The following is a 26,970-nucleotide window of genomic DNA, read 5'->3' on the forward strand; positions in this document are numbered from 1 at the left end:
TTGCTTCGATCACATGCGCAGGGCTTGCCAGAGCATGACTGCCATGTCGAGCTTGCCCAGCTTGATGCGCTGATAGAGGTTGCGCCCCTGCATGGCGTCCAGTCTGTCCAGCATGCGCAGGCCGCCTTGCACGACCAGACGCAGCTCCCAGCCCGTACGGCCGGGCAGTTGATGTACCAGGGGCGCACCATGGTTCATCAGGCTGCGGGCCTGGCGGTTGAGCTCGCCCAGCAAAGATTGAAGCTCGGGCGTCAATGCCGTTGCTTCGGGCTTGATGGCTCGGCGCACCAGGCCGTGGCGGGTCAGATCGGCATCCGGCAGGTAGTGGCGCTGGCGCGGCAAGTCCTGGCTCAGATCCTGCCAGAAGTTGATGAGCTGCAGTGCGGTGCAGATGGCGTCACTCTGAATCAGTGCCTTGGCGTTGACCACGCCATACAGATGCAGCAGCAGGCGGCCGACCGGGTTGGCAGAGCGGCGGCAGTAATCCAGCAACTGGGCCATGTCGGTGTAGTGGGCCTGGGCGGCCGTCATGCGCACATCCTGCTCGAAGGCGCTGAGCAGGTCGGCCAGCAATGGCTTGGGCAGGCCATGGGCCTGAACCTGAACTGCCAGCGGGCCGAAGATATGGGGCCAGGAGGTTCGCGTCAGCATGGCGGCTTCGCCGGCGCTGCCTAGCTGCTGCAGATCGGCGGCATATTGCTGCAACTGTGCCCGGCGCTTTTCTGCGCAATGATCCCCTTCGTCGGCCAGGTCGTCGGCGGTGCGTGCAAAGTGGTAGATGGCGGCAATGGGCGCGCGCAGCCGTGGCGGGCACAGCCAGGAGGCGACGGGAAAATTTTCGTAATGGTTGATGCTGGCCGGCGCATTGGCGACGGTGCTTGCTGGGGGCATATGGTTCACGCCCGTATTGTGGACCGGGCGGGCTTGCCGGCTTGCGGCAGCCCATAAAAAGACGGCGCAAAAGCGCACGTGCGTGCACAATCAGCGCTGACTTTGGTGCAGCGGCCTGCCCGGCGGCTGCGCTTTTCCTATTTTTACAAGCCCAGAACACCATGGCTGTTTCGTCTTCTCGTCGTTTTGCAATGTTGTCTTTGCCGCGCCGGCCTGCCGTGCCCTTGGCTGCGCTGTCCATCGTGGCGGCTGCTGTCATGTTGTCGGCCTGTTCCAAGAAGGAGGCTGCGCCCGAGCCGGTGCGTGCAGTCAAGCTGGTGACCGTGGGTGAGGGGCAGATCGAATCTGCCCAGGAATATTCGGGCGATGTGCGGGCCCGTGTGGAGTCTCGCCTCGGCTTTCGCGTGGCGGGCAAGATCACCAGGCGCGAGGTGGAGCTGGGCCAGCATGTGAAGGCCGGACAGGTGCTGGCGCGCCTGGATGCGCGTGACTATCAGCTCGGTGCCGATGCCGCGCGCGCCCAGCTGGCCTCGGCCACCACGCAGCGCGATCTGGCCGAGGCCAATGCCAAGCGTTTTCGCACGCTGCGAGCCCAGAACTTCATCAGCGCCGCAGAGATGGAGCGCTACGAGGCCAATCTGAAGGCGGCTCAGGCCTCGCTCGACCAGGCGCGAGCCCAGCTCTCCAGCCAGTCCAATCAGGAGAACTACACCCAGTTGCTGGCCGATGCCGATGGCGTGGTCACCGCCGTGGAGGCCGAACCCGGTCAGGTGGTTGCGGCCGGCACGCCCGTGGTGCGGATCGCCCAGGATGGCGCGCGCGATGCGGTGTTCAGCGTGCCGGAAGACCGGCGCAGCGCCATCAAGCCTGGGCAAGGCGTCAAGGTCAGGCCCTGGTCGGATGAGTCGCGCGTGATCAACGCCCTGGTGCGTGAGGTGGCGGCCAGCGCCGATCCGGCCACACGCACCTATGTGGTCAAGGCCGCTCTGCAGGGAACGGACCTGCCCGCATTGGGAGCCACCGTGCATGTCATGCCAGAGGGCATGGGCGTCAGCGGCGAAGCCGTAGGCAGCCAGGTCATCAAGTTGCCAACCACGGCCTTGCGCCAGGAGGGCGGTAACGGTCAGGGTACGGCCGTCTGGCTCTATGACGCGGCCAGCAGCTCGGTGAAGCTGCAGCCGGTGCAGATTGCCAGCGCCGACGGTAATGAGGCGGTGATTGCCTCGGGTCTGCAACCCGGCATGCAGGTGGTGGCCACAGGCGCCCATGTGCTGACCCCTGGCCAGAAGGTGACGGTATATCGCGATAAATACGCCAAGCCGCCACAAAACTCTGTATCAGATCAGCACAAAACGCAGGTGGATAGAATGCAGAATGCTCCTGAATCTGGAGCGTCTCAGCCTGCAGTCGCTGCGGAGGCGGGCAAATGAGCGGCACTGGACACAAAAAGACCGGTGGTGCGCATTTCAATCTTTCCCGCTGGGCGCTCGATCATGTGGCGCTGACGCGCTACTTCATCGTCGTGCTGATGCTGCTGGGCTTTGCGGCCTTTTTTCAGCTGGGGCAGGACGAGGACCCTCCATTCACCTTCCGGGCCATGGTCATTCGTACCTACTGGCCTGGCGCGACGGCCGAGCAGGTGGCTCAGCAGGTGACGGACAAGATCGAGCGCACGCTGCAGGAAGTGCCTTATGCCGACAAGATCAGCAGCTATTCCAAGCCCGGCGAGTCGCAAGTCATCTTCCAGGTCAAGGACTACTCTCCCCCCAAGGAAGTGCCACAGCTCTGGTATACGGTGCGCAAGAAAGTGGGGGATATGCGCTACACCCTGCCTCAGGGCGTGCAGGGGCCGTTCTTCAATGACGACTTTGGCGACGTCTATGGCGTGATCTATGCGCTGCAGGCCAAGGGCTTCAGCTACGCGGAACTCAAGACTCTGGCCGACGATGTGCGTCAGCAACTGCTGCAGGTGCCCGATGTGGCCAAGGTCGAGCAGTTCGGCGTGCAGGACGAAAAGGTCTATGTGGAGCTGTCGCACAAAGCCACGCAGATGGGGCTGAACCTCAAGCAGGTACTCGACCAGCTCAACCAGCAAAATGCCGTGGCCTCGGCCGGTACCTTGCAGACGCCTGCCGAAACCATTGTGTTGCGTGTGCAGGGCCAGTTCAACGACCTGGAGCAATTGCGTGCCATGCCCATCATCGGCCAGGGCGGGGCACAGTTCAGGCTGGGGGATATCGCCGAAGTGCGCCGTGGCTATGCCGATCCGGCCAATGTCATGGTGCGTTTTCAGGGCGAGCCTACGGTGGCCCTGGGAGTTTCCATGGTCAAGGGCGGCGACATCATTGCCCTGGGCAAGGCGCTGACACAGGCCACGGAGCGCATCGCCAAAAGCCTGCCCGTGGGCGTGACGCTGAGCAATATGCAGAACCAGCCCAAGGCGGTGGCGGATTCGGTCAGCGAGTTTCTCCAGGTGCTGGTCGAAGCCGTGGTCGTGGTGCTGGCCGTGAGTTTTCTGAGCCTGGGCCTGCACAAGCGCCCGGGGCAGCATCCGCTGTGGAAGCGCTGGTATATCGACCCGCGTCCCGGACTGGTGGTGGGCATCACCATTCCGCTGGTGCTCGCCGCGACCTTCCTGGCCATGTGGTACTGGAATATCGGTCTGCACAAGGTGTCGCTGGGCTCGCTCATCATTGCGCTGGGCCTGCTGGTGGACGACGCCATCATTGCCGTGGAGATGATGGTGCGCAAGATGGAGGAAGGCTACGACAAGTACCGCGCTGCCACCTTTGCCTATGAGATTACCTCCAAGCCCATGCTGACCGGCACGCTGATCACGGCTGCCGGCTTTCTGCCCATTGGCATGGCCAAATCCATGACGGGTGAATACACCTTCGCCATCTTCGCGGTGACGGTGATTGCCCTGGTGCTCAGCTGGTTCGCCTCCGTGTACTTCGTGCCCTATCTGGGCCTGCTGCTGCTCAAGAAGCCGCCGCATGCGGCCAAGCTGCCGCCCGAGGTGGCGTCCGGAGAGGTGTCGGCCGAGGAGGCGGGAATCAACACCGATGCGGGCGAGCATGAGCTGTTCGACACGCCGTTCTACAACCGCTTCCGCCGCACGGTGAACTGGTGCGTGCAGCACCGCTGGCTGACGATAGCCGCCACGGTGCTGGTGTTCGTGCTGGGCCTGGCCGGCATGGGCAAGGTGCAGCAGCAGTTCTTCCCCGATTCCAGCCGTCCGGAAGTGCTGGTCGATATATGGTTCCCCGAAGGCACTTCCCTTCAGGCCAACAAGGACGTGACACTGCGCGTGGAAAAGCGCTTCTTGCAGCTCGACGGCGTGGAGTCCGTCAGCGAATGGATAGGCTCCGGAGCGCCGCGCTTCTATCTGCCGCTGGACCAGGTTTTTCCGCAGAACAACGTCTCCCAGTTCATTCTGGTGACCAAGGACCTGAAGGCGCGCGAGGAAATCCGCAAGCAGCTGCCGGCGCTGATGGCCGAGGAGTTCCCCGAGGTGCGGGCGCGTTCCAAGCTGCTGCCCAATGGGCCGCCCGTGCAATATCCGGTGCAGTTCCGTGTCATGGGCTCGGACCCTGCCAAGCTGCGCACCTACGCCGATGAAGTCAAGGCGCTCATGCAAGCCAATGCGGATATGCGTGGCGTCAACGACAACTGGAACGAGTCTGTCAAGGTCATACGCCTGAAGGTTGATCAGGACAAGGCGCGTGCCCTGGGTGTGACCAGCCAGTCGATCGCCGAAGCCACGGGCATGAATTTCAGCGGCACCACCGTGGGGCAGTTCCGTGAAGGCGACAAGCTGATCGATATCGTGATGCGCCCGCCCAAGCAGGACCGCGATGCCATTACGGATATCGCGACTGTCTATGTCACCACGGCGAACGGGCAGTCCATTCCACTCACGCAGATTGCCAAGCCCGTCATGGTCTGGGAGCCGGGCGTGATGTGGCGCGAGAAGCGCAACTTCGCGATCACCGTTCAAGGCGATGTGCGTGAGGGCCTGCAGGGCGCCACGCTGACCAACGAGCTGTTGCCGCAACTGCGCAAGATGGAAGCCGGCTGGCATGCGGCCGGTGACACCGGTTATCGCATCGAGGTGGCCGGTGCCGTGGAAGAAAGCTCCAAGGGCTCCGGCGCCATCGTGGCAGGTATCCCGGTGCTGCTGTTCCTGACCTTCACATTGCTCATGCTGCAGTTGCGCAGCGTCAGCCGTTCGCTGCTGGTGTTCATCACCGGCCCCTTGGGCATTCCCGGTGTGGCGGCGGCCTTGCTGCTGCTGAATCGCCCCTTCGGCTTTGTGGCGCTGCTGGGCGTCGTGGCCTTGATGGGCATGATTCAGCGCAATTCGGTGATTCTGATCGACCAGATCGAAAGCGGGCGTGCCCGCGGCGTGCCGGCCTGGGATGCGATTGTGGAGGCGGCCGTGCACAGGCTGCGTCCCATCGTGCTGACGGCGGCAGCAGCCGTACTGGCCATGATTCCACTGTCGCGCAGCGTGTTCTGGGGTCCCATGGCGGTTGCCATCATGGGTGGCCTCATCGTGGCGACCGTGCTGACCCTGCTGGCCTTGCCCGCCATGTATGCGGCGGCATTCCGCATCAGAAAGGACACGGCCTGAGCCTGGATTGTGCGAAAGACTGCCGATTTTGCGGCTAGAATCTGCGTCTTGACCTCAGTAGGCGTAGATTTGCGCATTGCTGACCGCGCGGGTGGCGAAATTGGTAGACGCACCAGGTTTAGGTCCTGACGGTGGCAACACCGTGCCGGTTCGAGTCCGGCTCCGCGCACCAGATACAGGCACTCTCTGCTGCCCAAGCCCGTAACCCCAAGCCGTTACGGGCTTTTTCTTTTCCCGGCCCCTGCTGTGCAGCTGCGGTGTCAGCTTTTAAGGCAAACCCCTGTAGGGCGATGGCGGAGCCTGCGCGGCGCCTCGTTATAATGGTCGGCTTCGCCTGTTCCTGAATTGAACAAATGCCCGGCGCCAGACGCGGGTGCCAATGACCGGGGCAGGCTCTGGAAATTTGTGGTGCCGCATGTCCCAGGCGATCCCGGGCGTGCGCGCACTGTGACTTTGCGCAACACGGTGCGGGTTGTTAGTCAATCTGCACGGTCCTCATCCCTCTTAGGAAAAATCATGGCCGTTAACGTTGAAACTCTTGAAAAGCTCGAGCGCAAGATCACGCTGAGCGTGCCCCTGTCGGCAATCCAGTCCGAAGTGGATGCCCGCCTGAAGAAGGTGGCGCGCACGGTGAAGATGGACGGTTTCCGTCCCGGCAAGGTGCCCATGAGCGTCGTGGCTCAGCGTTATGGCTACTCCGTGCAATACGAAGTGCTGAACGACAAGGTGGGCGAGGCTTTTGCCGCTGCCGTGAACGAAGCCGATCTGCGCGTTGCCGGTCAGCCCAAGATCACCGAAAAGGAAGGCGCTGCCGAAGGCGAAGCGCAATTCGAAGCCGTGTTCGAAGTCATGCCCGAAGTCAAGATCGGCGACCTGACTGCTGCCGAAGTGGAAAAGCTGACCACCAGCGTGGACGACGCGGCCATCGACAAGACCGTGGACATCCTGCGCAAGCAGCGTCGCACCTTCACCGAGCGCGCTGCCGGTGAAGCCGCTGTGGACGGCGACCGCGTGACCGTGGACTTCGAAGGCAAGATCGACGGCGAGACTTTCTCGGGCGGCAAGGCTGAAGACTTCCAGTTCCTGGTCGGCGAAGGCCAGATGCTCAAGGAATTCGAAGACGCAACCCGTGGCATGAAGGCCGGCGAGTCCAAGACTTTCCCCCTGGCTTTCCCCGCTGACTACCACGGTGCTGACGTGGCCGGCAAGACTGCCGACTTCCTGGTGACCGTCAAGAAGGTGGAAGCTCCCAACCTGCCCGAAGTGAACGAAGAGTTCGTCAAGACCCTGGGCGTGGAAGGCGGCTCCGTCGAAGCCCTGCGCGACGACATCAAGAAGAACCTGGAGCGCGAAGTGAAGTTCCGCGTTCAAGGCCGCAACAAGCAAGCCGTGATGGACGCTCTGGTGTCCGTGTCCGAGCTGGATCTGCCCAAGGCTTCCGTGCAAGCCGAAGTTGGCCGTCTGCTGGAAGGCGCGCGCGCCGAGCTGGAACAGCGAGGCATCAAGGATGCTGCCAAGGCTGAGATCCCCGAAGACATCTTCCTGCCCCAGGCCGAGCGTCGCGTGCGTCTGGGTCTGGTGGTGGCCGAGCTGGTCAAGAGCAACAATCTGCAGGCTACTGCCGAGCAGATCAAGGCTCATGTCGAAGAGCTGGCTTCCAGCTACGAGAAGCCCGAAGACGTGGTGCGCTGGTACTTCGGCGATCGCAACCGCCTGGCCGAAGTGGAAGCCGTTGTGATCGAAAACAACGTCACCGACTTCGTTCTGGGCAAGGCCAAGGTCACCGACAAGGCCGTTTCCTTCGACGAGCTGATGGGCCAGGCCTAAGGGCTGAACCTTTTATCGGTGCTTGCCCTAGGCAAGTTCCGATAACTTAAATTGCGGGGCTTGTGCTTTTGCGCGCAAGCCCCATTTTCTTTTCAGAATGCGGCTACAGTAGGCGCATAGCACTGGAGAAAACATGAGCGCATTGGATACATTGGGTTTGGGCATGGTGCCCATGGTCATTGAACAGTCGGGTCGCGGTGAGCGCTCCTACGACATTTATTCGCGTCTGCTCAAGGAGCGCGTGATTTTCCTGGTGGGCGAGGTCAACGACCAGACCGCCAATCTGGTGGTGGCTCAGCTGTTGTTCCTGGAAAGCGAAAATCCCGACAAGGATATTTCCTTCTACATCAACTCCCCCGGTGGCAGCGTGACGGCGGGCATGGCGATTTTCGACACCATGAACTTCATCAAGCCCGACGTCTCGACACTGTGCACCGGCATGGCCGCGAGCATGGGGGCTTTCCTGTTGTCGGCTGGAGCCAAGGGCAAGCGCTATGCACTGCCCAATGCCCAGGTCATGATTCACCAGCCTCTGGGCGGTGCACGTGGTCAGGCGACCGAGATCGAAATTCATGCCCGCGAAATCCTCAAGACCCGCGAACGCCTGAACAAGATCCTCGCCGAGCGCACCGGCCAGCCCCTGGAAAAGATCCAGAACGACACCGAGCGCGACTATTTCCTTTCCGCCGATGAGGCTAAGGACTACGGTCTGGTTGACCAGGTAATTAGCAAGCGTTCCTGAAATGCATAGCACCCAGGCCCCTGTCTGATTGGGCTTGCGGATGCCGGCAATGAAGATCCCGGGAGTTGCTGACTGGCTCCCGGGACTTGCTCGGCGGCGTTTGTCCCTGAAGGGCTACGCCGCCTTGTCTTTGGTTATCATTAATTTTCGTTTTTTCGTAACGAGGCACAGCCCCCATGGCCGATAAAAAAGGCTCTTCCACCGAAAAGAATTTGTATTGCACCTTCTGCGGCAAAAGCCAGCACGAGGTCAAAAAGCTGATCGCCGGCCCGTCCGTGTTCATCTGCGACGAGTGCATCGACTTGTGCAATGAGATCATTCGCGACGAACAGCCTGCCGCCGATGCCAAGGAAGGCCGCGGCGATCTGCCTACGCCTGCCGAAATCAAGGCCAATCTCGACAACTATGTGATCGGTCAGGAACAGGCAAAGCGCACGCTGGCCGTGGCGGTCTACAACCACTACAAGCGACTGAACCACAAGGACAAGGCCGGCAAGGACGATGTGGAGCTCAGCAAGAGCAATATCTTGCTGATCGGTCCCACTGGGTCGGGCAAGACCTTGCTGGCCCAGACGCTGGCGCGTCAGCTCAATGTCCCCTTCGTGATGGCTGATGCCACCACGTTGACTGAGGCTGGCTATGTGGGCGAGGACGTCGAAAACATCATTCAGAAGCTGTTGCAAAGCTGCGAGTACGACGTCGAGCGCGCGCAGCGCGGCATTGTCTACATCGACGAAATCGACAAGATATCCCGCAAGTCGGACAACCCCAGCATCACGCGCGATGTCTCGGGTGAGGGCGTGCAGCAGGCGCTGCTCAAGCTGATCGAAGGCACGATGGCCAGCATTCCGCCACAGGGTGGGCGCAAGCATCCCAATCAGGACTTTCTGCAGATCGACACCACGAACATCCTGTTCATCTGCAGCGGCGCGTTTGCGGGGCTGGAGAAGGTCATCGAGAACCGCACCGAGGCTTCAGGCATCGGCTTTGGCGCTACCGTCAAGAGCAAGAAACAGCGTTCCATCTCGGAAATGTTCCTCGAGATCGAGCCCGAAGATCTGATCAAGTTCGGCATCATCCCCGAGCTGGTCGGCCGCATGCCTGTGGTGACGGCGCTGGCCGAGCTCAGCGAAGAGGCTCTGGTCCAGATCCTGACCGAGCCCAAGAACGCGCTGGTCAAGCAATACAGCAAGCTGCTGGCCATGGAAGGTGTGGAGCTGGAAATCCGCCCGGCGGCACTGAAGGCGATTGCCCGCAAGGCTCTGGCCCGCAAGACCGGCGCCCGTGGCCTGCGCTCCATCGTTGAGCAGGCACTGATCAGCACCATGTTCGAGTTGCCAACGGCCGAGAACGTGGAAAAGGTGGTGGTGGAAGAGGCCACCATTGAAGACGGCAAGGAGCCGCTGCTGGTTTACCGTGAGGCGGCCAAAAAGGCCTGATACTGTGCTTGCGTGCGAGGCGCTTCTGTGATGGGGCGCCTTGCTGCATGAGACGGAAAGGCAATGCCCCTGCGGTGGCAAAAACAATTTGCACGCAGGGGTTGAAATACACCGGTAAGCGGACCATCTTCCGCTGATAAACCGAGGATACCTATGTCTGGACAAACCCCTTTGCCTTCCACCGAGCTGGATCTGCCGCTGCTGCCCTTGCGGGACGTGGTGGTGTTCCCGCATATGGTGATTCCGCTGTTTGTGGGGCGTGCCAAGAGCATCAAGGCTCTGGAGCTGGCCATGGAAGGCGATCGCCGCATCATGCTGGTGGCGCAGAAGACGGCCTCCAAGGACGAGCCCGCAGCGGAAGACATGTTTGATGTGGGCTGCGTGTCCACCATCTTGCAGATGCTCAAGCTGCCCGACGGCACCGTGAAGGTGCTGGTCGAGGGCCAGCAGCGTGCCCTGGTCAAGCAGATCACCGACGAAGAGTCTCATTTCACGGCGTCTGTGACGCCCGTGGAGGCTGATGACAATGCCCATGAGCAAAGCGAGATCGAAGCGCTGCGCCGTGCTGTGACCCAGCAGTTTGACCAGTATGTCAAGCTCAACAAGAAGATCCCCCAGGAGATTCTGACCTCGATCGCCAGCATTGACGATGCCGGTCGTCTGACTGACACTATCGCGGCGCACCTGCCTCTCAAGCTGGAGAGCAAGCAGGCAGTGCTGGATCTGGTGGACATCAAGGAGCGTCTGGAAAACCTGTTCGAGCAGCTCGAGCGCGAGGTGGACATCCTCAATGTCGACAAGCGCATCCGTGGTCGCGTCAAGCGTCAGATGGAGAAGAATCAGCGCGACTTCTATCTGAATGAGCAGGTCAAGGCCATCCAGAAGGAACTGGGCGAGGGCGAGGATGGTGCCGACATCGAGGAGATCGAGAAAAAGATCAAGCTCGCCAAGATGCCTGCCGAGGCCCGCAAGAAGGCCGAGGCCGAGCTCAAGAAGCTCAAGCTGATGTCGCCCATGTCGGCGGAAGCTTCGGTGGTGCGCAACTACATCGAAGTGCTGACCGGTCTGCCCTGGAGCAAGAAGACCAAGATCAAGCACAACCTGGCGAATGCCGAGGAAGTGCTGAACGAAGATCACTTCGGCCTGGAAAAGGTCAAGGATCGCATCCTCGAATATCTTGCCGTGCAGCAACGTGTGGACAAGGTCAAGGCCCCCATTCTGTGCCTGGTCGGACCTCCCGGCGTGGGCAAGACCTCGCTGGGGCAGTCCATTGCCAAGGCCACGGGCCGCAAGTACGTGCGCATGGCGCTGGGCGGCATGCGTGACGAGGCGGAAATCCGCGGTCACCGCCGTACCTATATCGGTGCCATGCCCGGTAAGGTGCTCCAGAGCCTGGAGAAGGTCGGCACGCGCAACCCTCTGTTCCTGCTGGACGAGATCGACAAGCTGGGCATGGATTTCCGTGGCGATCCATCGAGCGCACTGCTGGAGGTGCTGGACCCTGAGCAGAACAACAAGTTCGGCGACCACTATGTGGAGGTCGACTTCGACCTGTCCGACGTGATGTTTGTGGCGACCTCCAACTCCATGAACATTCCCTCGGCCTTGCTGGATCGCATGGAGGTGATTCGTCTGTCGGGCTACACCGAAGACGAAAAGACCAATATTGCCATCCGCTACCTGCTGCCCAAGCAACTCACCAACAATGGTGTCAAGGAGGGCGAGCTGGAGGTGACCGAAGCCGCTATCCGCGACATCGTGCGCTACTACACCCGCGAAGCTGGTGTGCGCTCGCTGGAGCGCGAGCTGTCCAAGATCTGCCGCAAGGTGGTCAAGGGCTTGCAGCTCGGCAAGCTCCAGCCCAAGGTGGAGGTGAATGCCGATAACCTCAACGACTATCTGGGCGTGCGCAAGTTCAGCTACGGCCGCGCAGAGCATGCCAATCAGGTGGGGCAGGTTGTGGGCCTGGCCTGGACCGAAGTCGGTGGCGATCTGCTGACCATCGAAGCCGCAACCATGCCTGGCAAGGGTGTCATCACCCGTACCGGTTCACTGGGCGACGTGATGAAGGAGTCGGTGGAAGCTGCCCGTACCGTGGTGCGCAGCCGCGCTCGTCTGCTCGGAATCAAGGATGAAGCCTTTGAGAAAAAGGACATCCATGTGCACGTGCCCGATGGCGCCACGCCCAAGGACGGTCCCAGTGCTGGTGCCGCCATGACGACGGCGTTTGTCTCGGCGCTCACGGGCATTCCCGTGCGTGCCGACGTGGCCATGACCGGTGAAATCACCTTGCGTGGCGAAGTCACGGCGATTGGTGGCCTCAAGGAAAAGCTGCTGGCGGCTCTGCGTGGTGGCATCAAGACCGTGCTGATTCCCGAAGAGAACGTCAAGGATTTGCAGGACATTCCCGATAACGTGAAGAGCGGTCTGGAGATCGTTCCTGTGAAGTGGATCGATCAGGTTCTCAAGGTGGCCCTGGAGCGTGTGCCCGATCCTTTGTCCGAGGAAGCGGTAGCCGCTGTAGCGGCCACCGATGCCAAGCCGGCCGAGGCAGCCATCAAGCATTAAGCTTGTTTTGTGAAAATTGTGGCGTTTTTTCTGGGAGGGCTCAGAACTGCGCTACAATTCATCCATCGCAGCAAACAACGTTGTACAATGTTGGGCTTCGGTAGATATGCGGGAATAGCTCAGTTGGTAGAGCGATACCTTGCCAAGGTATAGGTCGACGGTTCGAACCCGTTTTCCCGCTCCAGGTTTTCAGAGCCTGTAGCAATACAGGTTCGCATCGGAAAGCGAAAGCTTTCTGAATGCGGGAATAGCTCAGTTGGTAGAGCGATACCTTGCCAAGGTATAGGTCGACGGTTCGAACCCGTTTTCCCGCTCCAGGTTTTCAGAGCCTGTAGCAATACAGGTTCGCATCGGAAAGCGAGAGCTTTCTGAATGCGGGAATAGCTCAGTTGGTAGAGCGATACCTTGCCAAGGTATAGGTCGACGGTTCGAACCCGTTTTCCCGCTCCAGGTTTTCAGGACCTGTAGCAATACAGGTTCGCATCGGAAAGCGAGAGCTTTCTGAATGCGGGAATAGCTCAGTTGGTAGAGCGATACCTTGCCAAGGTATAGGTCGACGGTTCGAACCCGTTTTCCCGCTCCAGGTTTTTGTGATAGCGGCGCGATAGCAAAGCGGTTATGCCCCGGATTGCAAATCCGGTTAGACCAGTTCGACTCTGGTTCGCGCCTCCAGATTTCTCTAAAGAAATCAACAAGTTAGGCCACCCTTGCGGGTGGCCTTTTTGTTTTTACACGCGCAAAACCCCCGCAAAAACGATGCTGACCGCGCGTCATTCGCGGTCAAACCACGCGTGGAACTTCATTCTTGCCGTCCACACGAGTACACTTTATATGACTGTTGTTTTATACAGTGTTAGAGGTGTATATGGCGAGTGTGCGGGAGACGCGGACGGGCCGCTTTGAGCTGACCATCAGAAACAAGCTGCTGCCCAAGCCGGTGTATCTGACTTTTGAAACGCGTGAAGAGGCCGATGCTTATGGCAAGCAGGTCGACATGCTGCTTGCTGCCGGTGTCGTGCCTGCAGATCTGGCCAGGACAGACGCCGAGCCCAAGCCAACTGAAAAACTGCGCTTCATCATCGGTGCGTGGATGAATACAGGCCAGCCCGCCAAGAGTGACATGGAGATACTGCGGCTGCTGCAGATCGAGCTGGGCAAGGTGCTCATTGCCGATATCACCTACAAGTGGGCCGAGGCTTGGGTGAAGAGCATGAAGCTCGATGCGAGCAAGAACTACGCGCCCAGCACCATCCGCAAGCGCATTGGCTCACTCTCGCGCTGCTTTGACTGGTGGCTGCGGCAGGCGGACGGGGTTAACTTTGGCAACCCGCTCAAGTTGCTGCCCCGTGGCCTGGCCTCCTACAACGGCAAGGACCGTGAGGAGATCGCGCAAGCCAACGCCGCCGGCGTGCCTGGTGCGCAGGCCTTGTCTGTGCGTGTGGACGTGAGCCGCGAGCGGCGCCTCTTCCCTGGAGAGCAGGAGAAGATCGAGCGGGCTATGGCGGGTGAAAAGCGGCCTGACCGCGAGCGCGCCCTGGATGCGCCAGACATGCCCGCGCTCTCTGTGCTCTTTAGGTTGATCGTCTGGACGGGGTTGCGGTTGCGAGAGGCCTACACCTTGACGCGTGGCCAGGTCCAGCTCGATGCGCTCAAGCTGCGTGTGCGAACCAGCAAGCAGTGGCACGGGAATGTGAAGTGGCGGGAGGTGCCGGTGCGGCCGGAGCTATTGCCCGTGCTACGTGAATATCTGGAAGTGCTGCCGAATGAGGGCGCAGAGCAATTGATTTTCCCGTTCTGGGATGGTGACCCTGATGAGATGGATCGTGTGTCACACAAGCTGTCAAACCGTTTCAGGACGGTGTTTGCTTATGCTGATTGCCAGGGACTGGCTGAGCATGATTTGCGGCATGAGGCGACCTGCCGCTGGTATGAGATGCGTCACCCTAAAACGGGTGACTGGATGTTCCGTGAAGTGGAGATACCTGGAATGATGGGCTGGGCTCCGGGGAGCAAGATGCCGCAGCGCTACGCCAGCTTCCGTGCGGAGGATCTGGCCGCGCGCATGTACGGCTAGCACGGCATCCCATGGCTGGCCAGCAGGCCGCCGAGCTCCGGCGGCTTGCGGCTCTGGCCGCGTCTGCGAGGCTGTTCGCTGGTCGGCAGCATCGGTGAGGGTGCGGCCGCAGCTTTGGCGGGGGTCTTGCCCTTTTCAAGTGCGGCTGCACGGGTGCCCTGCAGGTCTGCTTTCCGCTGGGCGGCTTCGCTCAGTGCCATTTCATTCAGGCACTGGAGCAGCGCCTGGCGCGGGATGACCCAGCTCTTACCGAACTTGACACCTGGCAGGTCGCCGCTGCGGATACGCGCCTCTGCCGTTTCTTTATCGCATTTCAGAAGAGAGGCAATCTGCTCGGCCGTATAGATATCGCTGTCGATGATTTGATCCGTGGCTTCCATGGTCAGGCTCGCTTTCTTTGTTCTTGTTTGTGGGGTGTCAGGGTGGTCATGCTGTTGTCTGCCTGGTAGACATCGCCGCCGGCGGACTTGGTGCGGGCCACCAGGCGCTGTGCAGCCAGGTGCACCTCGCGTGCGGTGAGTTGCTGCAGCTGGTACTCGTGCAGATCCAGCATCGCGCCCAGTGCATCCAGCTCGTGGAAGTGGATATCGCTGGGCACCCAGTTCTCGGCATAGCCGCTGCGCTCCTGGTAGGAGGCGCAGGCCTGGAGCGCGGCCGTGATGTGCTCCTGCAGGCCGCGCACGACGCCCATCTGCTCAATCTCTTGTGCAATTAGCATGCTGGAGTGCAGAACCACGTATTCGTTGTGGGTGGCCACGCCTTCGCGCATGTGTGCAAAGGCTGTGCGCAGTGAGCCCATGGTCTCGGCAACCTCGGCAGGCGTGAGCTTGCTGTTGTGCTGGTTGAAGACCATCAGGGGGTTGCGCCCATGCTGTCGGGGTTGCTGGTAGAAGTGACGGCGGCTCATGCTTGGCCTTTCTGCGCTTGGTCGCGCCTTTCTTCTTCAGCGCGCTTCCAGTAGCCATCAACTCGTCCGATACAGTAAGCAGCCGCCAGAGCAATTGCGCCGAGGCTGATAAATAGGAATGTCTCGCCCATCACTCACCCTCCTGCGCTGTTGGGACGACACGCTTCATCCTGCGCAGTTGCTCGCGAGTCCCTTGTATGTCGCAAACTTCATCTTTGATGGGTGTTCCTCCGTTCATGCCTCGGCCTTCGCCAGATGCGCTAATGAACGCAGCGATAAGCCGCGCCTCCGCTGACTCATGGCCGCACCATTTGTCGATTGCATCCACGGCTGTTCGATAGCGCCTGATTCGTGAATCGGCGGCCTTCATGTCGCTGCGGAGGTCTCGAAGTGCAAAGTGCAGATTGAAGGCCCATATGAAGCAGACGCAGAACCCTATGAAATAGATTGCTTCAGCCATCACTCCCCCTTTGCTGCCGCGATAGCTGCAGCAGCTCGAACGATGGCGCGGCGCACAGCGTGTTCATGGCTTGGCTGCGCTCCCTCTTCAAACAAGAGACTCCCTAAGTGATCCTGCATATCGAATAGAACCTTGGTTGCCACCGCCAGCCGCAGCGCGTCACCGTCGTCATTCAAAGGGTTCCAAATTACGGGAGAATTTCTATCGCGCAGAAATACACCGCCGTAGTTCTCCGTCCACCAGACCTCAATCCCAGCAGCCTTGGCCGCCAGCTCCAACAATTCACGATCTGTCATGATTGCTGCGCTCCTTCCTTGGCTGCTGACTCGCGTAGGCGCTCCATGTCCGCACTGGCTGCTGCGCGCCAGCCATCAGGCCCGCTGCGAAAGTAGTGGCCCAGCATCCAGTGCAGCACAGCCGCCTGTTCGTCCTCGGCGCGCTTCTTTATGCTGTAGCCGCCTGCTCGTAGCGCGTGGGCGAAGCTGATGCACTGGAAGCACATCAACCCTAAGATACTGGCAAGCTCCTCCGTCATCGCGGGGAAAGCGGGCGGCGCATCCTCTGCAGGTGCAATGCCTTCGCCGCGTGCAGAGAGGAATGCGCAGAAATTGGCAACGTCCACGGGGTCGCCTTTGTCAACGTGTTCGCGCAGCAGATTCGACAGCCACTCACGAGTGCACTCAGAATCATCCCAGCCGCGATACCCTTTGGCGCGCTGCTTTGCCAGCTTGGCTTTCATTGCCGCAGACAGTTGGTCCACCGCAACGTCGTCAGAGTGCTGCGGGGCTGCTGCAGTGGCCATCTTGTCTTCTACTTCTAAAAGCGCGTCGGCGCGGCCGTAGCGGCTTGTCCATTCGTGACGGTCAGTGCCGAGAACCAGGTCGAGGATCTTGTCTGCGAATTCTTCGGCTTCATCGCGATCCGTCAGCAGATCCGGCTCTGCGGTAAACAGCGGGCGTACTACCCAGCGGGCGGCGCTTGCTACGCCATCGAGCTGTGCATCCTTGATGTGATCATGGCCGAAGCTACGACCAAGGTCTGCGGTATATGTGTGATGGACGATGCCTTCTTTTGGGTCCAGCACGATGAAGTAGTCGGCGCCCTCTGATTGGGGCAGCTTTTCAAGATTGGCTTTGTTCATTGGATCACCTCAACTTCAGAGATATGGAAGGCCACGCGGATGGGCTTGCAGCGCGGGGCGCGCACGATGGAGACGTCTACGGACTCGGGGCCGATCTGGGCCACGACCGTGCCCTCGTAGCCAATCCAGGGCTTCTGTTGCTTGCCGGTGGCGCTCTTCAGGATCTGCACGCGCTCGGCCACCAATTCCTCGGCCGTCCACTGGCGGGTGGCAGCCGCAGGCTGCTGCTTGTCATCGTCTTCGGCCTGGTCATCAGCTGAGGCCGTCGAGGAGTGCGGCAGATCCTGCGATGCCACAGCATCGACAGGAGCTGCTTCGTTGCTCTGCGCGTCAGCGCCTGTAGTAGGTGCCTGGGCGTCAGCCACAGGCGCCCCATCGACGCCCTGCGCGGCTGCGGCCGCGCCTGATCCTTCCAACTCTTGCAACGCCTCGGCGATTTGTGCAGACGCATGCGCAGCGCTTGTTTTCGGCACCTCGTTGGCTCCAGCTGCAGAGCCCTTGCCCGCCACCTTTTTGCTTCGCGCAGCACCCCCGCCAGCACGCGCAGCCGGTTGTTGGGGTAGATCGGCCTTCGGGGCAGCAGAGTTGACGGGGTCGGGCTTGGGCAGGTGCTCGTCAGCAGCTGCGGCTTTGACTTCCTTGATGACTGTCTGCAGCTGGTCCTTCAACACCCCGCCAGATACCAGCATCAGTCCTTCATTGGCAACGCGGTCCCCATAGCTATGGTCATTCACGCGGCTGTCTGTCTGCATGATGCAGAGCATGTGCAACTGGTCAGGGGCGCTTGTTTCCTTCGCGTGTTGAATCAATGCGTTGTGCGCGCCGACGCGATCCAGACCCAGCACATCGGCCACGGCCGCAGCATCGTCGCTGGACAGGCTTCTGACCGTGCGCAGCATCAGATAGCGGTGAAGATCGGTGGTGAAACCCGCACCCGTGTTGCTGGTGATTTCAGTCCAGGTGCGATCAATCAAGCCATCGCGCCAGGCGCGTTCAAACTTGGCATCGGCTTTGGCTTTCGCCTTGACTTTTTTCTCATAGGCAAAGGCGCGAACTTCCTTGGCTACTTCCTTTGACGCCTTGGCCTGGCCGTCCACGATCTTGAGCAGGCGCAACACTGTTTCATTGGGCAGCACGTCGATCAGCTCGCCCTTTTTGCGGGGGTGCTCAACCTTGGTGGGCTGGATGCCTTCGGCCTCCATCTGCGCGCCAATGATCTTGCGCAGCGGTGCGTCGGTCGGGCTGTCTTCGGTGGAGTCCAGGCGGCGATAGCCCTTGAGCTTTGAGTTGCCCCAGTGGTCCGAGGCCAGCTCTGCAGCTTCGGCGCCGGTGATGACGTTCTGCCCCTTGTCCTGGGCGTCACGCACCAACTGGGCAGTGTGCGCATCGGCCTTCTTGTGGAAGCAGGTTGGGTCTGTGCACACGTCTGCACTCTTGATGTCACTCCACAGCTCTTGGTCGGCGCCTGTGCGCTTCTTGCAATCGGTGCAACTGCCTGCTTCGGGCAGCAGGCTCGCATCGGTGATCTTGAAGCGCGCGCTGTCCAGCCGCAGCATGAACTCGTTTTGCACATGCTGGGCACAAGCGCGGTAGCTCGGAAATTCGCCGCGCCAGTCATCGTCTGTCATGAAGTCGAGAGCCTTGATCTGCAGCTGCTCGTTGGGGATGCGGGCCACCAGCAACGCCTTGCTGAAATCAATCTTGCCTTCGCGCAATGCCTCGCGTGCCTGCTGGCATAGGTCCAGCAGCTTGAGCCGACCATAGACATAGCCCCGGCTCTTGCCGATTTTTGCGCCGACTTGATCAGCGTTGAGCTTGCTGTGCTTCATCAGCGATTCATAGCCCTCGGCCTCCTCCAGCTCGGTCACATCCTCGCGCTGCAGGTTCTCGATGACCTGGACTTCCAGGGCCTGCTCGTCGGTCATCGGACGGATCATGGCTGGGATCTGTGCGACCTTGGCCAGTTGGCAGGCACGCCAGCGGCGCTCGCCAGCCACCAGCTCATACTCGGGCGCGGGCTGCTTGAGTGCGCGGGCTTCGCGGTGCGTGTCTTCCAGGCGGTGGCCTGGGAGCGGGCGAATCAAGATAGGCTGATGCACACCGCTGGCCGCGATGCTGTCTGCCAGCTCCTGCAGCTTGGTCGGGTCGAAGCGCTTGCGCGGGTTGGTCAGACTGCGGGCAATGCTGGCGATGGCCACGTGGTCCATACGCTCGCCGGCTGCGGGCATTGGCAGCGCCTGGGTGGCGGTGTCGTGGGTGTTGGTCATTCTTCAGACTCCAGGACAAGCTGCAGCTGCTGGCGGCATTCGTCGCCCCATTTGCAGGCGTGCTGCCATGCTTCTTCAATGGTCTCGGCGTAGATCCACTGTGTGTGGAAGCTGCCGAAGTTGGGGTGATCGGTGTTGTTGCCCGAGGGGGCATGGAACTGGATCGCATAGCCTGTGAAGCCAGAGGCCCAGAGCGCTGCCAGGCACTCGCTGACATCGTTCTGGTCCTCCTCGCACAGGTTCACCAGCTCCTGGCGCAGCGGCAGCAGAGTGGGGTGCAGATCAATCACTGGTGCCAGCAGATCGTCCAGCAGCTCATCGCCCTTGAGGTCGATGTCATAGGTGAACGTGGCGCATGCCAGGTCAATGATCTGCCCTGCGCGGATGAAATGCTTGAGGATCAGCTCAGCGCGTTGGTGGCCGTTCATGCAGCACCCCCGTTCATGCTTTTGTTGGTCCAAAGCACCTTGGCCTCAACCAAGCAGCGAGACGCCGTCCACTTCGGGTGTTCACGTTGGATCTGTTGCGCCAACTTCTGGATGCCTGGCCTGCGTACCCCATCTGGCAGGGTCTGGGTTCCGCCCTGCATCATCTTCAGCGCATTGGCAAAGGAGATGGTGCGGATCTTGCTCAGAGGGGCGCTGTGACTGCGGGCCACGATCAGGTGGTCGTTTGCAGGCAGAGACACGGTTTGATGCTCGAAGACCTCCCGCTCATAGATGCGGGTGAGTCCAAAGTGCTTGCGCAGCTTGTCGGTCATGACGTCGCCCAAGCCAGAGCCCTGGGGTGCCCAGATGATGATGCTTGCGGTCATGCTGCTGCTCCCGAAGTGACGTGCTTCAAGGCCTTGGCCAGTTGCTTGGCCTCGTGGCGTGCATCGTGCAGCGCGTGGTGCTTGATGCCCTCAAACGGGCCAACGTCCTTGGCGGCCTTGTGCATGTCCAGGACGGTGCGCATATCGCGGTCATTCCACCAGGCCCAAGGGCGTGTCAATTCAGGGTAGTCGGCATAAAGCGAGGACAGAATCACGTTGTCAAAGCTGCTGCCATTGCCCCAGACCTTTACGCACTTGGGATCGGCATAGGCATTCACCCATCGGCTGAACGCTTGCAGCGCCTCACTGGCCGGGATGGAGTTGGCAGACAGGAAGCTCGCAGCCTTGGCTTCATCACTCTGTTTGAGCCACCAGTCGTTGGTTTCTTGATCAATGCCCCGAACGGGCTGACTTGCATGCGTGACGGACTCGTGAAACTCGGCCACGAACTGCCCATTTGCGGTGAGCGCTACTGCTCCGATGGAGATGACGGCGGCATTGGGCTTGGTGCTCAAGGTTTCCAAGTCCAGGACGATGTGCGCGGCATGCAGGCGCTCGGTTGCGGGCTCCATGCCATAGATGAATCCGGCTACTGCAGGCTGCTTGCCCAGCCAGCCCACGGCATCAATCGCCAGGGAGTGGGCGGGAGTCTCCAGGCGCATGCCTGGAAGCGGGGCTGGAATGTTGACGTGCACCTGGGCGCGGCCCTCGGGCAGGCTGTCGATGATCAGGGTGATGCGATTCAGATCAGGCATGTGCTGCCTCCTTTGGTGGGGTTGCTTTTGGCTGCTTGGCGCGGCCGTGGACTTGGATGTTTGTGGTCATGCCCATGGTCATCCGCAGATGCGCCACGGGTGAGGTGACAGTCACGCGGGTGCCGCGCTTCATGCCGCGTGCGGCTTGCTCGGCTTCATGGCGTAAAGCGGCTGGGTAGACCTGTTCGGAGCGGACTAGGCTGTTGTTGCAGCGGTCGGCCTTGATGAGCAGGCACAGCACGGGCATGGGGGTTTGGTCGTCGCCCATGACCACGGTGCGTACTTCGGCGTCATGGACCAGCTCGCCGCTGAGTTCCATCAGGCCATCCGGATGGGTGTTGTTCATCACAGCACCCCAGCGTCAAGCGGCACGCGCAGCGCAGCCAAGGTCAGGGCCGCTGCACAGAATGCCGCCCAGCGGATATAGGCGCGCCGGTTGCGTTTGCGCATGCGGGGTGTGGGTGCTCCGTCCAGTTGAATGATTGGTGTGCTCATGTCCGCCCCCAAAATGGATAGGGGTTGCTCTCTTCGATCAACTCGCGGACAAAGCCGGTGTACTGCTTTGCTCGGTCGTAGCTGTCGTAGGCGCAGTGGTTGATGGCCTCGTGCGCGTCGTCCTCGATGCGATGGCGCAGTCGCTCGCGGGCCTGCCTGCACATCGCGTCCAGATCCAGCGCGGGGCGTGCTGCGGCAGTCAGCGGGGCGATCAACCGGAAGACCTGGGTATCGGTCCCATCAGGCAGATCGACGGTCATGCGGACGGTCACTTCAGGCAGTTGACGAGGGCGCAGCGCGACATCGACGGAATGAATGAACTTCATGTCGTCCAGGCCTAGCACGCGCAGCAGGGCCTTGTTGGTGTTGTGGATGGTCTTCATGCTGCGGCCCTCCGCGCGCTGATGGGGTGGGCATTGCCGAAGCGGACCATTGCGCGAGCGATGGCGTCGCAGCTGCCGGTTGCCAGGGTGGTGCGGCGCTTGCCGCCACTGGTGACGATGTAGCGGGTCAGCATTCGGGAACCTCCACCAGCCAGCCGTGGTCGTCCATTGCGCACAAGGCTGTGCGCTTCCATATGCGGCCTGCTTCGTCAGCGCGTTGCAGCAGGACGACCCATTTGCCAGTTCGCTCAGGGCAGTGCTCTAGCTCGTGCTTCATGCGATGCCGATCTATGCATGCCAAGCCACCGCCATGCAGATAAGAGAGTTGGCTGTTGTTCCTGGGAACAAATCTAGGCGCGGATACCGGAGATGCTTCAGGCAGAAGCACGTCATCGAGCTGCAATGCATTCGGCGGCGGGATGTCGGACGGTGCGCGGGTATCGACAACCCAGAAGCGGCGCTCTCCGGCTTCTGCATTTGCAAATCCCACGAATCCTGTGACCGGGATCAGTCTTTTCTGGTTGACCGTGCACACGTGTGCACAGGCTTGTGTGGTGCTCATCCTCTGCTCCTTGGGCAAGAAAAAGCCCGCCTGGTCGGGGCGGGCAGATCCTGCTGAGCACATGCGGCACCACTCGGGCGCGACAAAAAAGGCCGCATAGCCCGTGGCAAGTAAGAGAGGGAGGGAGGAGAAGAACCACGGGCGCGGCACAAACCTAAGCGCATTGCCCGGGGTGGCAAAACGCTTAGGTTTGCCCTGCAGGGGGGCAGGGCAAGGCACCAAGGGGTGCCGTATGTGCTCAGCAGGTTGTTAACGACCGGGGCTGGCCCGGTCGATGCCGTGGAGCCCGACGCATTGCTGCGACGGTTTGAATTATGCGCAAAAGAATATTCAAGCGCAAGCGTTAAGGAATATTCTCTATTCTGATAGGAATAAAAAATCGCCCGAAGGCGATCATGTGTTGTGTATTTGCTAAGTCAGTTCTTACTTAGAACTGCCAGCCCGCGTACTTCAGGCGCCCAGTGATGCGGTCACCCTGGCGCAGCTCGATGAACTTCGTCGGCCAGTGCGGGTTGAGAGAGTGGAGAAACCACTTGCCGTCAATCAGCAGGATCTGCTTAAAGATTGCATTCGTTTCGCCTTCGCGCACGATGCACACAAAGTCTTTGTTGTTGATTTCGGCCCCTGCCTTGAAGCAAACGTTCATGCCATTCGGGAAGCTGTATGGCCCCTCGGGGTTCGTCATGGAGTCGCCATCAACCTGAAGGCAGAAGCCTTCATCGCCCAGCTCGACAGGGCAAACAACATAGTCATCAATTTCTGATGGGGCGATATCGACAACGCCCCAAAACCCAGCTTGCACGCTGCTCAGCAATGGATATCTCCGTTCTTTGTATTCAATGATTGTGGGCTTGGCGTTGCCGTTGCCTTGGGCAATTTCCTGAGTTGCTGAATCATATCCCCCATCAACCTTGTCCCAAGGCGCATTGCCGTCGCCAGTGTCGAGCCAGCGAGGGTCACATTTGAGGGCTGTGGCCAGACCTATTAGGTGGGTCGTGCGTTCTATCTCGCCGCGTTCAATTTTTGATATGTCGGATTGGTTCGCGCCTGCGGCCTTCGCCAGGGCGGCCTGAGTCATTCCGCTGTGCTTGCGGGCGGCCTTAACTCGTTCAGCTAGTGTGTCCATAGCGCTAGTTAAGCGTAATTGCATATTCTTCTGCGCCTGCTAGAATAGTCGTCATTGAATAAATGGTGGCGATCATGGACTGCAGAGAACTTCTAGCTGAAATCCGTCGCGCAGGTCTTACACAGACCGAAGTGGCAGAAGAACTTGGAATTCGTCAAGCCAGTGTCTCCAAGCTGGAGCGTGGCTTAACGAAGGAGCTTCGGGCAGGCGCGTACTCGAAGCTCTTGGCGCTCCATAGCCGCATTTCTTCGCAGGAAGCAGCCAATGGCTGACGGCCTGACTTGCACCCATCGCCCAAATCGGAGCTGCACAGCTGCCGGGCGTTTTGTCTCCCCGCTCCATCAAGGTGCTGCACGCATTGGCAGTTGCGTGCAGCTTGTTGTGCAGCGGGCGGTGGGCTTTTTTATTCATGGGGGCAGTGTCGCTGCCGGCGCTTCCCTGATCAACGCTGAAATTTCAGCCATTCAAGGGGAAGCCCAATGACGCGGCGTTACTCCAGCATCGACTGGCGCGATGTTTTCTACAACTCGGTGCGCAAGGCCAGCGGCGGCGTGGCGGCAGCAGCTGCATACCTGACGGACAGGCGTGAGAAGTCAATCCATCGTGAAGATCTCCGCCGCCGCCTGCGAGGTGCTGACGGTGAAAGCTTGACTCTGGAAATGGCCGAGCTGCTGACTGAGTGGATGCAGGAGATCCGCGAGCCTGGTTGGCGAGATTGGCTCAAGGCGCTCAATAGCCAGTTTGGACTGGTAACGATGGAGCTGCCTCCTCCCCCTGCTGGCGGGTGGGCGTGCGAGGCATCAGCCATCCGGGAAAAGGCTCTCCAGCTGAACGTGCAGGGCGGCCAGCTGACTGAGTTGGTCATGAAGGCCACTGACGACAAGCGGATCTCGAAGGCCGAGGCCGAGGCCATCGAGAAGCAGGCCATGGCAGAGATAGAGCTGCTGTATCGCACGGTGCGTAATGCCCGCCGCGCTGCAGGCCTGGAGGTGTCGCCATGAGACCCGCAGGAGAAACCAACAAGGCACTGCTGCAGGCCTTGGCATCAGCGTGTGCCAAAGGTGGAGGCCTGACTCTACGCGAGCTGGCAGCAGCTGCACAGGTGGGGCTGGATGCCGCCACCCAAACCATCAAGAACATGAATCGCCGGGGGCGTGTGTGCGTGCTGAAAACGCGTCGCGTCCCTGGTCGCAATCGTCCGGTAGCGGTCTATTCGCTGCCGGTTCCACAGGATGCCGCCAATGAGGCGGTGATCCATCTTTCTGCAGCAATGCGCGTCTGGGGGTAAATGGATGGAGTTGGTTCGCGTTGTCGGTGTTCGGGACGCCGGCGTGAGTTGTTTTTATCTGCGGGGAGGTGCGCATGACTGACGATAAGCCAGCAGTGCCCCAGTCCCCAGTCCCTGCGTGGGACAAGATACCTGCAGAGCTTGCCCAGCGGCAGCAGTGGGTGCTGTGGCGGTTTGAGTGGGACGAAAAGCGTTCTGCCTGGTTGAAGGTTCCCTATTACGTGGGGGGCGGTCGTCGCTCTGGCGATCAAGGCAGCGACCGCGACCGCCAGCGCCTGGCCACGCTGCCAGTGGTGCGCACTGCGTTTCAACGCAAAGAAGGCCTGCCCGACGCCTGGAGCGGGATAGGCTTTGGCTTTCTGCCTGGTGATGGCCTGATCGGCATCGATCTGGACAAGCATGTGGACCCGGAGACGGGCGCAATGTCCGACCGCTGCAAGAAGATCATTGCGGCCTTCAACACCTTCACCGAAATCTCACCCAGCGGGACGGGTGTGCACCTGTACCTGCAGGGGCACACGCATACGGCCAAGGACAACGGCATCGGCGTTGAGATGTTCTGCGAGAAGCAGTATTTCACCGTCACCGGCAAGCATGTTGATGGCACTCCCCTTGAGGTGGTCGCAGCTGATGACGCAGCCATTCGTCGCATGCATGTGACGATTCAGGAGGCCAAGGACAAGCGCGCGGCCGCAGCCCAGCCGGCCCAGCCAGCGCAGCGTGCTGCAGGGGGTGGAGAGTCGTCCGGCGGCAATGACTTCGCAAAGGTGAATGCTGCGGCCATGGCCGCCCTGCACACCTGGGTGCCTGCATTGTTTGGTGGGCGCGAGCGAGCCACCAGCGAGGGCTACCGTATTACCTCCAAAGCCTTGGGCCGTGATCTGCAGGAGGATTTGTCGATCCACGCCCGCGAAGGCATCATGGATTGGGGTGTGGCCGACATGGGCGACAAGCGCCAGGGCAAGCGCTCGCCCATCGATCTGGTCATGGAATGGGGGCCAGGAACAAGCAAGGCCGTCGATGCACTCAAATGGCTGGCCGGAAAGGTTGGCGTTCAACTGGAGCAGCAGCCACCGCGCGCAAACCAGCAGGCTACCGCGGGGGGAGGTGGGTCTACGCCGCCGCCTGCAGATCCTCCAGCTCAAGCTACTGGCGATGGTGGTGGCGATGAGAAGCCCAAGAAGAAGGGGAAGAAGCGCAGCCACGACGAAAGCCTGGATGCGCTCTACGACAGGCTGGTGACGGGCAAGAACGGCCTGATGGATTGCCGGCCGAATGTGATGTATTGCATGCAGCTCGACCCGGAGCTGGCCGGCCTGGCCCGGTACAACACCTTCACCATGCAGCTTGACCGCAGCCGTGAGGCGCCATGGGGCCGCGAAGCGGGCGTGTGGGAGGAGGAGGACGACATGATGCTGGGCGAGTACCTGCTGCGGGTACATGGCCTGAACATCGCTGCCAAGAGCACGTTGCGTGATGGTGTGCAGATGGCGGCCCGCCTGGACAAGTACAACCCGATTGAGGACTTGATCCGGGCCGAGGAGTGGGACAAGACCCCGCGCCTGGAGCACTGGCTTACCAAGGTCTATGGGATCGAGGAGCGGCCGTACACAAGGCTGATTGGCAAGTGCTTCATGATGGGCTTGGTCAATCGCGCCATCAATCCTGGCTGCAAGTTCGATTACATGCTGATCCTGAAGGGTGAGCAGGGCTTGAAGAAGTCATCAGCCTTCCGGGCGCTGGCTTATCCGTACTTCACCGACAACGCCATCAAGGTGGGCGACAAGGATTCGCAGCTGGCCCAGCAGATGGCCTGGCTGGTGGAGTCGGCCGAGCTGGAGTCGATGAACAAGGCAGATGCAACTGCCATCAAGCAGTATCTGTCGGCGCAGGAAGACTGGTTCCGTCCGCCTTATGGCGCGCAGATGATCAAGGCCAAGCGCCACTTTGTGAACGTGGGCACGACCAACGCAGATGCCTTCTTGCGCGATGCCACGGGCGATCGTCGCTTCTGGCCTTTGGAGATTCATCAGGTCAATCCTGATGTGCTGGTGGAGATGCGCGGCCAGTTGTTGGCAGAGGCGCTGCACCGCCTGAATGAGGGCGAGCGTTACTGGCCCGACCGTGAGGAAGAGAAAACGCTGATCTTCCCCGAGCAAGAGCCGTTCAAGCGCTCCGACCCTTGGGAAGACTTGCTGGATACCTTTGTCAATGGCGTGGAGGGTCTGCACGTCAACGACCCAGCGCCGAAGCATCGTGAGTTCTTCTCGCGCATTGAGCTGTACCAGGTGCTGCAGATCAAGCCCGACCGCGTGGACAACGCAGGGCAGATGGATACGCGCATCAGCAATGCCATGAAGGCGCTGGGCTTCAGGGTGCAGCGTGAGACCACCGGCAAGCGCAGGCGCGGCTTTCTGCGCGTGCCCAAGGAGGACATCAGCACGGTACAGGTGCCTGCTCAGGCGCAGCCTGGAGCACAGCAAGAGGCCCCTGAATGGCCGTATGACCTGGACGCGGCAGGGGGCGCTGATGACCTGCCGATTTGATTTGAACGCCGTGGAACGCGGTAGGATGCTACGCGGGCTGGTCACGCCC

General features: G+C 60.6%; 28 protein-coding genes and 6 tRNA genes. 17 read left to right on the plus strand and 17 right to left on the minus strand.

What is annotated here, in order from left to right:
- Window positions 1-9: 9 nt before the first annotated feature.
- Complete coding sequence (gene hpnC, locus O987_RS06780) at window positions 10-891, minus strand: squalene synthase HpnC (RefSeq protein ID WP_043371236.1); 882 nt, start codon at window positions 889-891, stop codon at window positions 10-12.
- A gap of 191 nt (window positions 892-1,082) precedes the next feature.
- Here hpnC and O987_RS06785 point away from each other — a divergent pair, with 191 nt between their 5' ends.
- The 13 genes from O987_RS06785 (at window position 1,083) to O987_RS06845 (ending at window position 14,177) form a co-directional block, all read left to right on the plus strand.
- On the plus strand, window positions 1,083-2,321 hold the full coding sequence (locus tag O987_RS06785) for an efflux RND transporter periplasmic adaptor subunit (RefSeq protein ID WP_043371238.1): 1,239 nt from the start codon (window positions 1,083-1,085) through the stop codon (window positions 2,319-2,321).
- On the plus strand, window positions 2,318-5,527 hold the full coding sequence (locus O987_RS06790; protein WP_043371239.1) for an efflux RND transporter permease subunit: 3,210 nt from the start codon (window positions 2,318-2,320) through the stop codon (window positions 5,525-5,527). The genes O987_RS06785 and O987_RS06790 overlap by 4 nt, the downstream gene beginning before the upstream one ends.
- 85 nt (window positions 5,528-5,612) lie before the next feature.
- A tRNA-Leu gene (locus tag O987_RS06795) sits at window positions 5,613-5,699 on the plus strand.
- A 344-nt stretch (window positions 5,700-6,043) separates the two neighbouring features.
- Window positions 6,044-7,354, plus strand: coding sequence for a trigger factor (tig, locus tag O987_RS06800; protein ID WP_003057505.1), 1,311 nt, complete (start codon window positions 6,044-6,046; stop codon window positions 7,352-7,354).
- A 133-nt stretch (window positions 7,355-7,487) separates the two neighbouring features.
- Window positions 7,488-8,096, plus strand: coding sequence for an ATP-dependent Clp endopeptidase proteolytic subunit ClpP (clpP, locus tag O987_RS06805; RefSeq protein WP_003057504.1), 609 nt, complete (start codon window positions 7,488-7,490; stop codon window positions 8,094-8,096).
- A 176-nt stretch (window positions 8,097-8,272) separates the two neighbouring features.
- A complete protein-coding gene (clpX, locus tag O987_RS06810; RefSeq protein WP_003057503.1) occupies window positions 8,273-9,535 on the plus strand; it encodes an ATP-dependent Clp protease ATP-binding subunit ClpX in 1,263 nt (420 codons plus the stop codon).
- 153 nt (window positions 9,536-9,688) lie between these two features.
- Window positions 9,689-12,103, plus strand: a complete 2,415-nt coding sequence (gene lon / locus O987_RS06815; RefSeq protein ID WP_003057502.1) for an endopeptidase La — start codon at window positions 9,689-9,691, stop codon at window positions 12,101-12,103.
- A gap of 108 nt (window positions 12,104-12,211) precedes the next feature.
- A tRNA-Gly gene (locus O987_RS06820) sits at window positions 12,212-12,287 on the plus strand.
- Between the two features lie 57 nt (window positions 12,288-12,344).
- A tRNA-Gly gene (locus O987_RS06825) sits at window positions 12,345-12,420 on the plus strand.
- A 57-nt stretch (window positions 12,421-12,477) separates the two neighbouring features.
- Window positions 12,478-12,553 (plus strand) — tRNA-Gly (locus O987_RS06830).
- A 57-nt stretch (window positions 12,554-12,610) separates the two neighbouring features.
- Window positions 12,611-12,686, plus strand: a tRNA-Gly gene (locus tag O987_RS06835).
- Window positions 12,687-12,701: 15 nt separating this feature from the next.
- Window positions 12,702-12,775, plus strand: a tRNA-Cys gene (locus O987_RS06840).
- 193 nt (window positions 12,776-12,968) lie between these two features.
- Complete coding sequence (locus O987_RS06845) at window positions 12,969-14,177, plus strand: tyrosine-type recombinase/integrase (RefSeq protein WP_043371241.1); 1,209 nt, start codon at window positions 12,969-12,971, stop codon at window positions 14,175-14,177.
- Here the strand turns inward: O987_RS06845 and O987_RS06850 are convergent.
- The 16 genes from O987_RS06850 to O987_RS27540 form a co-directional block, all read right to left on the minus strand.
- Entirely contained in the window at window positions 14,174-14,557 is a 384-nt protein-coding gene (locus O987_RS06850; protein ID WP_043371242.1) for a helix-turn-helix domain-containing protein, read from the minus strand. The genes O987_RS06845 and O987_RS06850 overlap by 4 nt on opposite strands.
- A gap of 2 nt (window positions 14,558-14,559) precedes the next feature.
- Window positions 14,560-15,084: a hypothetical protein gene (locus O987_RS06855; RefSeq protein WP_043371243.1), complete on the minus strand. Its 525-nt coding sequence runs from the start codon at window positions 15,082-15,084 to the stop codon at window positions 14,560-14,562.
- Window positions 15,081-15,215 (minus strand): hypothetical protein, encoded by a 135-nt coding sequence (locus tag O987_RS29645; RefSeq protein WP_268746946.1) that lies wholly within the window; start codon window positions 15,213-15,215, stop codon window positions 15,081-15,083. The genes O987_RS06855 and O987_RS29645 overlap by 4 nt, the downstream gene beginning before the upstream one ends.
- Window positions 15,215-15,544: a hypothetical protein gene (locus tag O987_RS06860; protein WP_043371244.1), complete on the minus strand. Its 330-nt coding sequence runs from the start codon at window positions 15,542-15,544 to the stop codon at window positions 15,215-15,217. Before O987_RS06860 ends, O987_RS29645 begins: the two co-directional genes overlap by 1 nt.
- A complete protein-coding gene (locus O987_RS27530; protein ID WP_051962125.1) occupies window positions 15,544-15,840 on the minus strand; it encodes a hypothetical protein in 297 nt (98 codons plus the stop codon). The genes O987_RS06860 and O987_RS27530 overlap by 1 nt, the downstream gene beginning before the upstream one ends.
- Complete coding sequence (locus O987_RS29190; protein ID WP_051962126.1) at window positions 15,837-16,685, minus strand: hypothetical protein; 849 nt, start codon at window positions 16,683-16,685, stop codon at window positions 15,837-15,839. The genes O987_RS27530 and O987_RS29190 overlap by 4 nt, the downstream gene beginning before the upstream one ends.
- Window positions 16,682-18,952: a ParB/RepB/Spo0J family partition protein gene (locus O987_RS06875; protein ID WP_043371246.1), complete on the minus strand. Its 2,271-nt coding sequence runs from the start codon at window positions 18,950-18,952 to the stop codon at window positions 16,682-16,684. The genes O987_RS29190 and O987_RS06875 overlap by 4 nt, the downstream gene beginning before the upstream one ends.
- Complete coding sequence (locus O987_RS06880; protein WP_043371247.1) at window positions 18,949-19,380, minus strand: hypothetical protein; 432 nt, start codon at window positions 19,378-19,380, stop codon at window positions 18,949-18,951. Before O987_RS06880 ends, O987_RS06875 begins: the two co-directional genes overlap by 4 nt.
- A complete protein-coding gene (locus O987_RS06885; protein WP_043371249.1) occupies window positions 19,377-19,766 on the minus strand; it encodes a hypothetical protein in 390 nt (129 codons plus the stop codon). Before O987_RS06885 ends, O987_RS06880 begins: the two co-directional genes overlap by 4 nt.
- Window positions 19,763-20,521 carry a 3'-5' exonuclease gene (locus O987_RS06890; RefSeq protein ID WP_051962127.1) on the minus strand — a complete coding sequence of 253 codons (759 nt, stop codon included), beginning with the start codon at window positions 20,519-20,521 and terminating at the stop codon, window positions 19,763-19,765. The genes O987_RS06885 and O987_RS06890 overlap by 4 nt, the downstream gene beginning before the upstream one ends.
- Entirely contained in the window at window positions 20,514-20,867 is a 354-nt protein-coding gene (locus O987_RS06895) for a hypothetical protein (RefSeq protein WP_043371250.1), read from the minus strand. The genes O987_RS06890 and O987_RS06895 overlap by 8 nt, the downstream gene beginning before the upstream one ends.
- A complete protein-coding gene (locus O987_RS29035) occupies window positions 20,867-21,016 on the minus strand; it encodes a hypothetical protein (protein ID WP_158407666.1) in 150 nt (49 codons plus the stop codon). Before O987_RS29035 ends, O987_RS06895 begins: the two co-directional genes overlap by 1 nt.
- Complete coding sequence (locus O987_RS06900) at window positions 21,013-21,399, minus strand: hypothetical protein (RefSeq protein ID WP_043371251.1); 387 nt, start codon at window positions 21,397-21,399, stop codon at window positions 21,013-21,015. The genes O987_RS29035 and O987_RS06900 overlap by 4 nt, the downstream gene beginning before the upstream one ends.
- A complete protein-coding gene (locus tag O987_RS29195) occupies window positions 21,396-21,533 on the minus strand; it encodes a hypothetical protein (RefSeq protein ID WP_200879593.1) in 138 nt (45 codons plus the stop codon). The genes O987_RS06900 and O987_RS29195 overlap by 4 nt, the downstream gene beginning before the upstream one ends.
- Entirely contained in the window at window positions 21,527-21,961 is a 435-nt protein-coding gene (locus tag O987_RS28635) for a hypothetical protein (RefSeq protein WP_144244897.1), read from the minus strand. Before O987_RS28635 ends, O987_RS29195 begins: the two co-directional genes overlap by 7 nt.
- 427 nt (window positions 21,962-22,388) lie before the next feature.
- Complete coding sequence (locus O987_RS27540) at window positions 22,389-23,111, minus strand: helix-turn-helix domain-containing protein (RefSeq protein WP_051962128.1); 723 nt, start codon at window positions 23,109-23,111, stop codon at window positions 22,389-22,391.
- Window positions 23,112-23,161: 50 nt separating this feature from the next.
- Here O987_RS27540 and O987_RS06915 point away from each other — a divergent pair, with 50 nt between their 5' ends.
- The 4 genes from O987_RS06915 to O987_RS06930 all read left to right on the plus strand — a co-directional run bounded on the left by O987_RS06915 (window position 23,162) and on the right by O987_RS06930 (window position 26,921).
- Complete coding sequence (locus tag O987_RS06915; protein WP_235214383.1) at window positions 23,162-23,359, plus strand: helix-turn-helix domain-containing protein; 198 nt, start codon at window positions 23,162-23,164, stop codon at window positions 23,357-23,359.
- 207 nt (window positions 23,360-23,566) lie between these two features.
- A complete protein-coding gene (locus O987_RS06920) occupies window positions 23,567-24,088 on the plus strand; it encodes a phage regulatory CII family protein (RefSeq protein ID WP_043371254.1) in 522 nt (173 codons plus the stop codon).
- Window positions 24,085-24,375, plus strand: a complete 291-nt coding sequence (locus tag O987_RS06925; RefSeq protein ID WP_043371255.1) for a hypothetical protein — start codon at window positions 24,085-24,087, stop codon at window positions 24,373-24,375. The genes O987_RS06920 and O987_RS06925 overlap by 4 nt, the downstream gene beginning before the upstream one ends.
- A 74-nt stretch (window positions 24,376-24,449) precedes the next feature.
- Entirely contained in the window at window positions 24,450-26,921 is a 2,472-nt protein-coding gene (locus O987_RS06930; protein ID WP_080731456.1) for a VapE domain-containing protein, read from the plus strand.
- Window positions 26,922-26,970 lie beyond the last annotated feature (49 nt).

This window comes from Comamonas testosteroni TK102, assembly GCF_000739375.1.
Classification (GTDB): domain Bacteria; phylum Pseudomonadota; class Gammaproteobacteria; order Burkholderiales; family Burkholderiaceae_C; genus Comamonas; species Comamonas brasiliensis.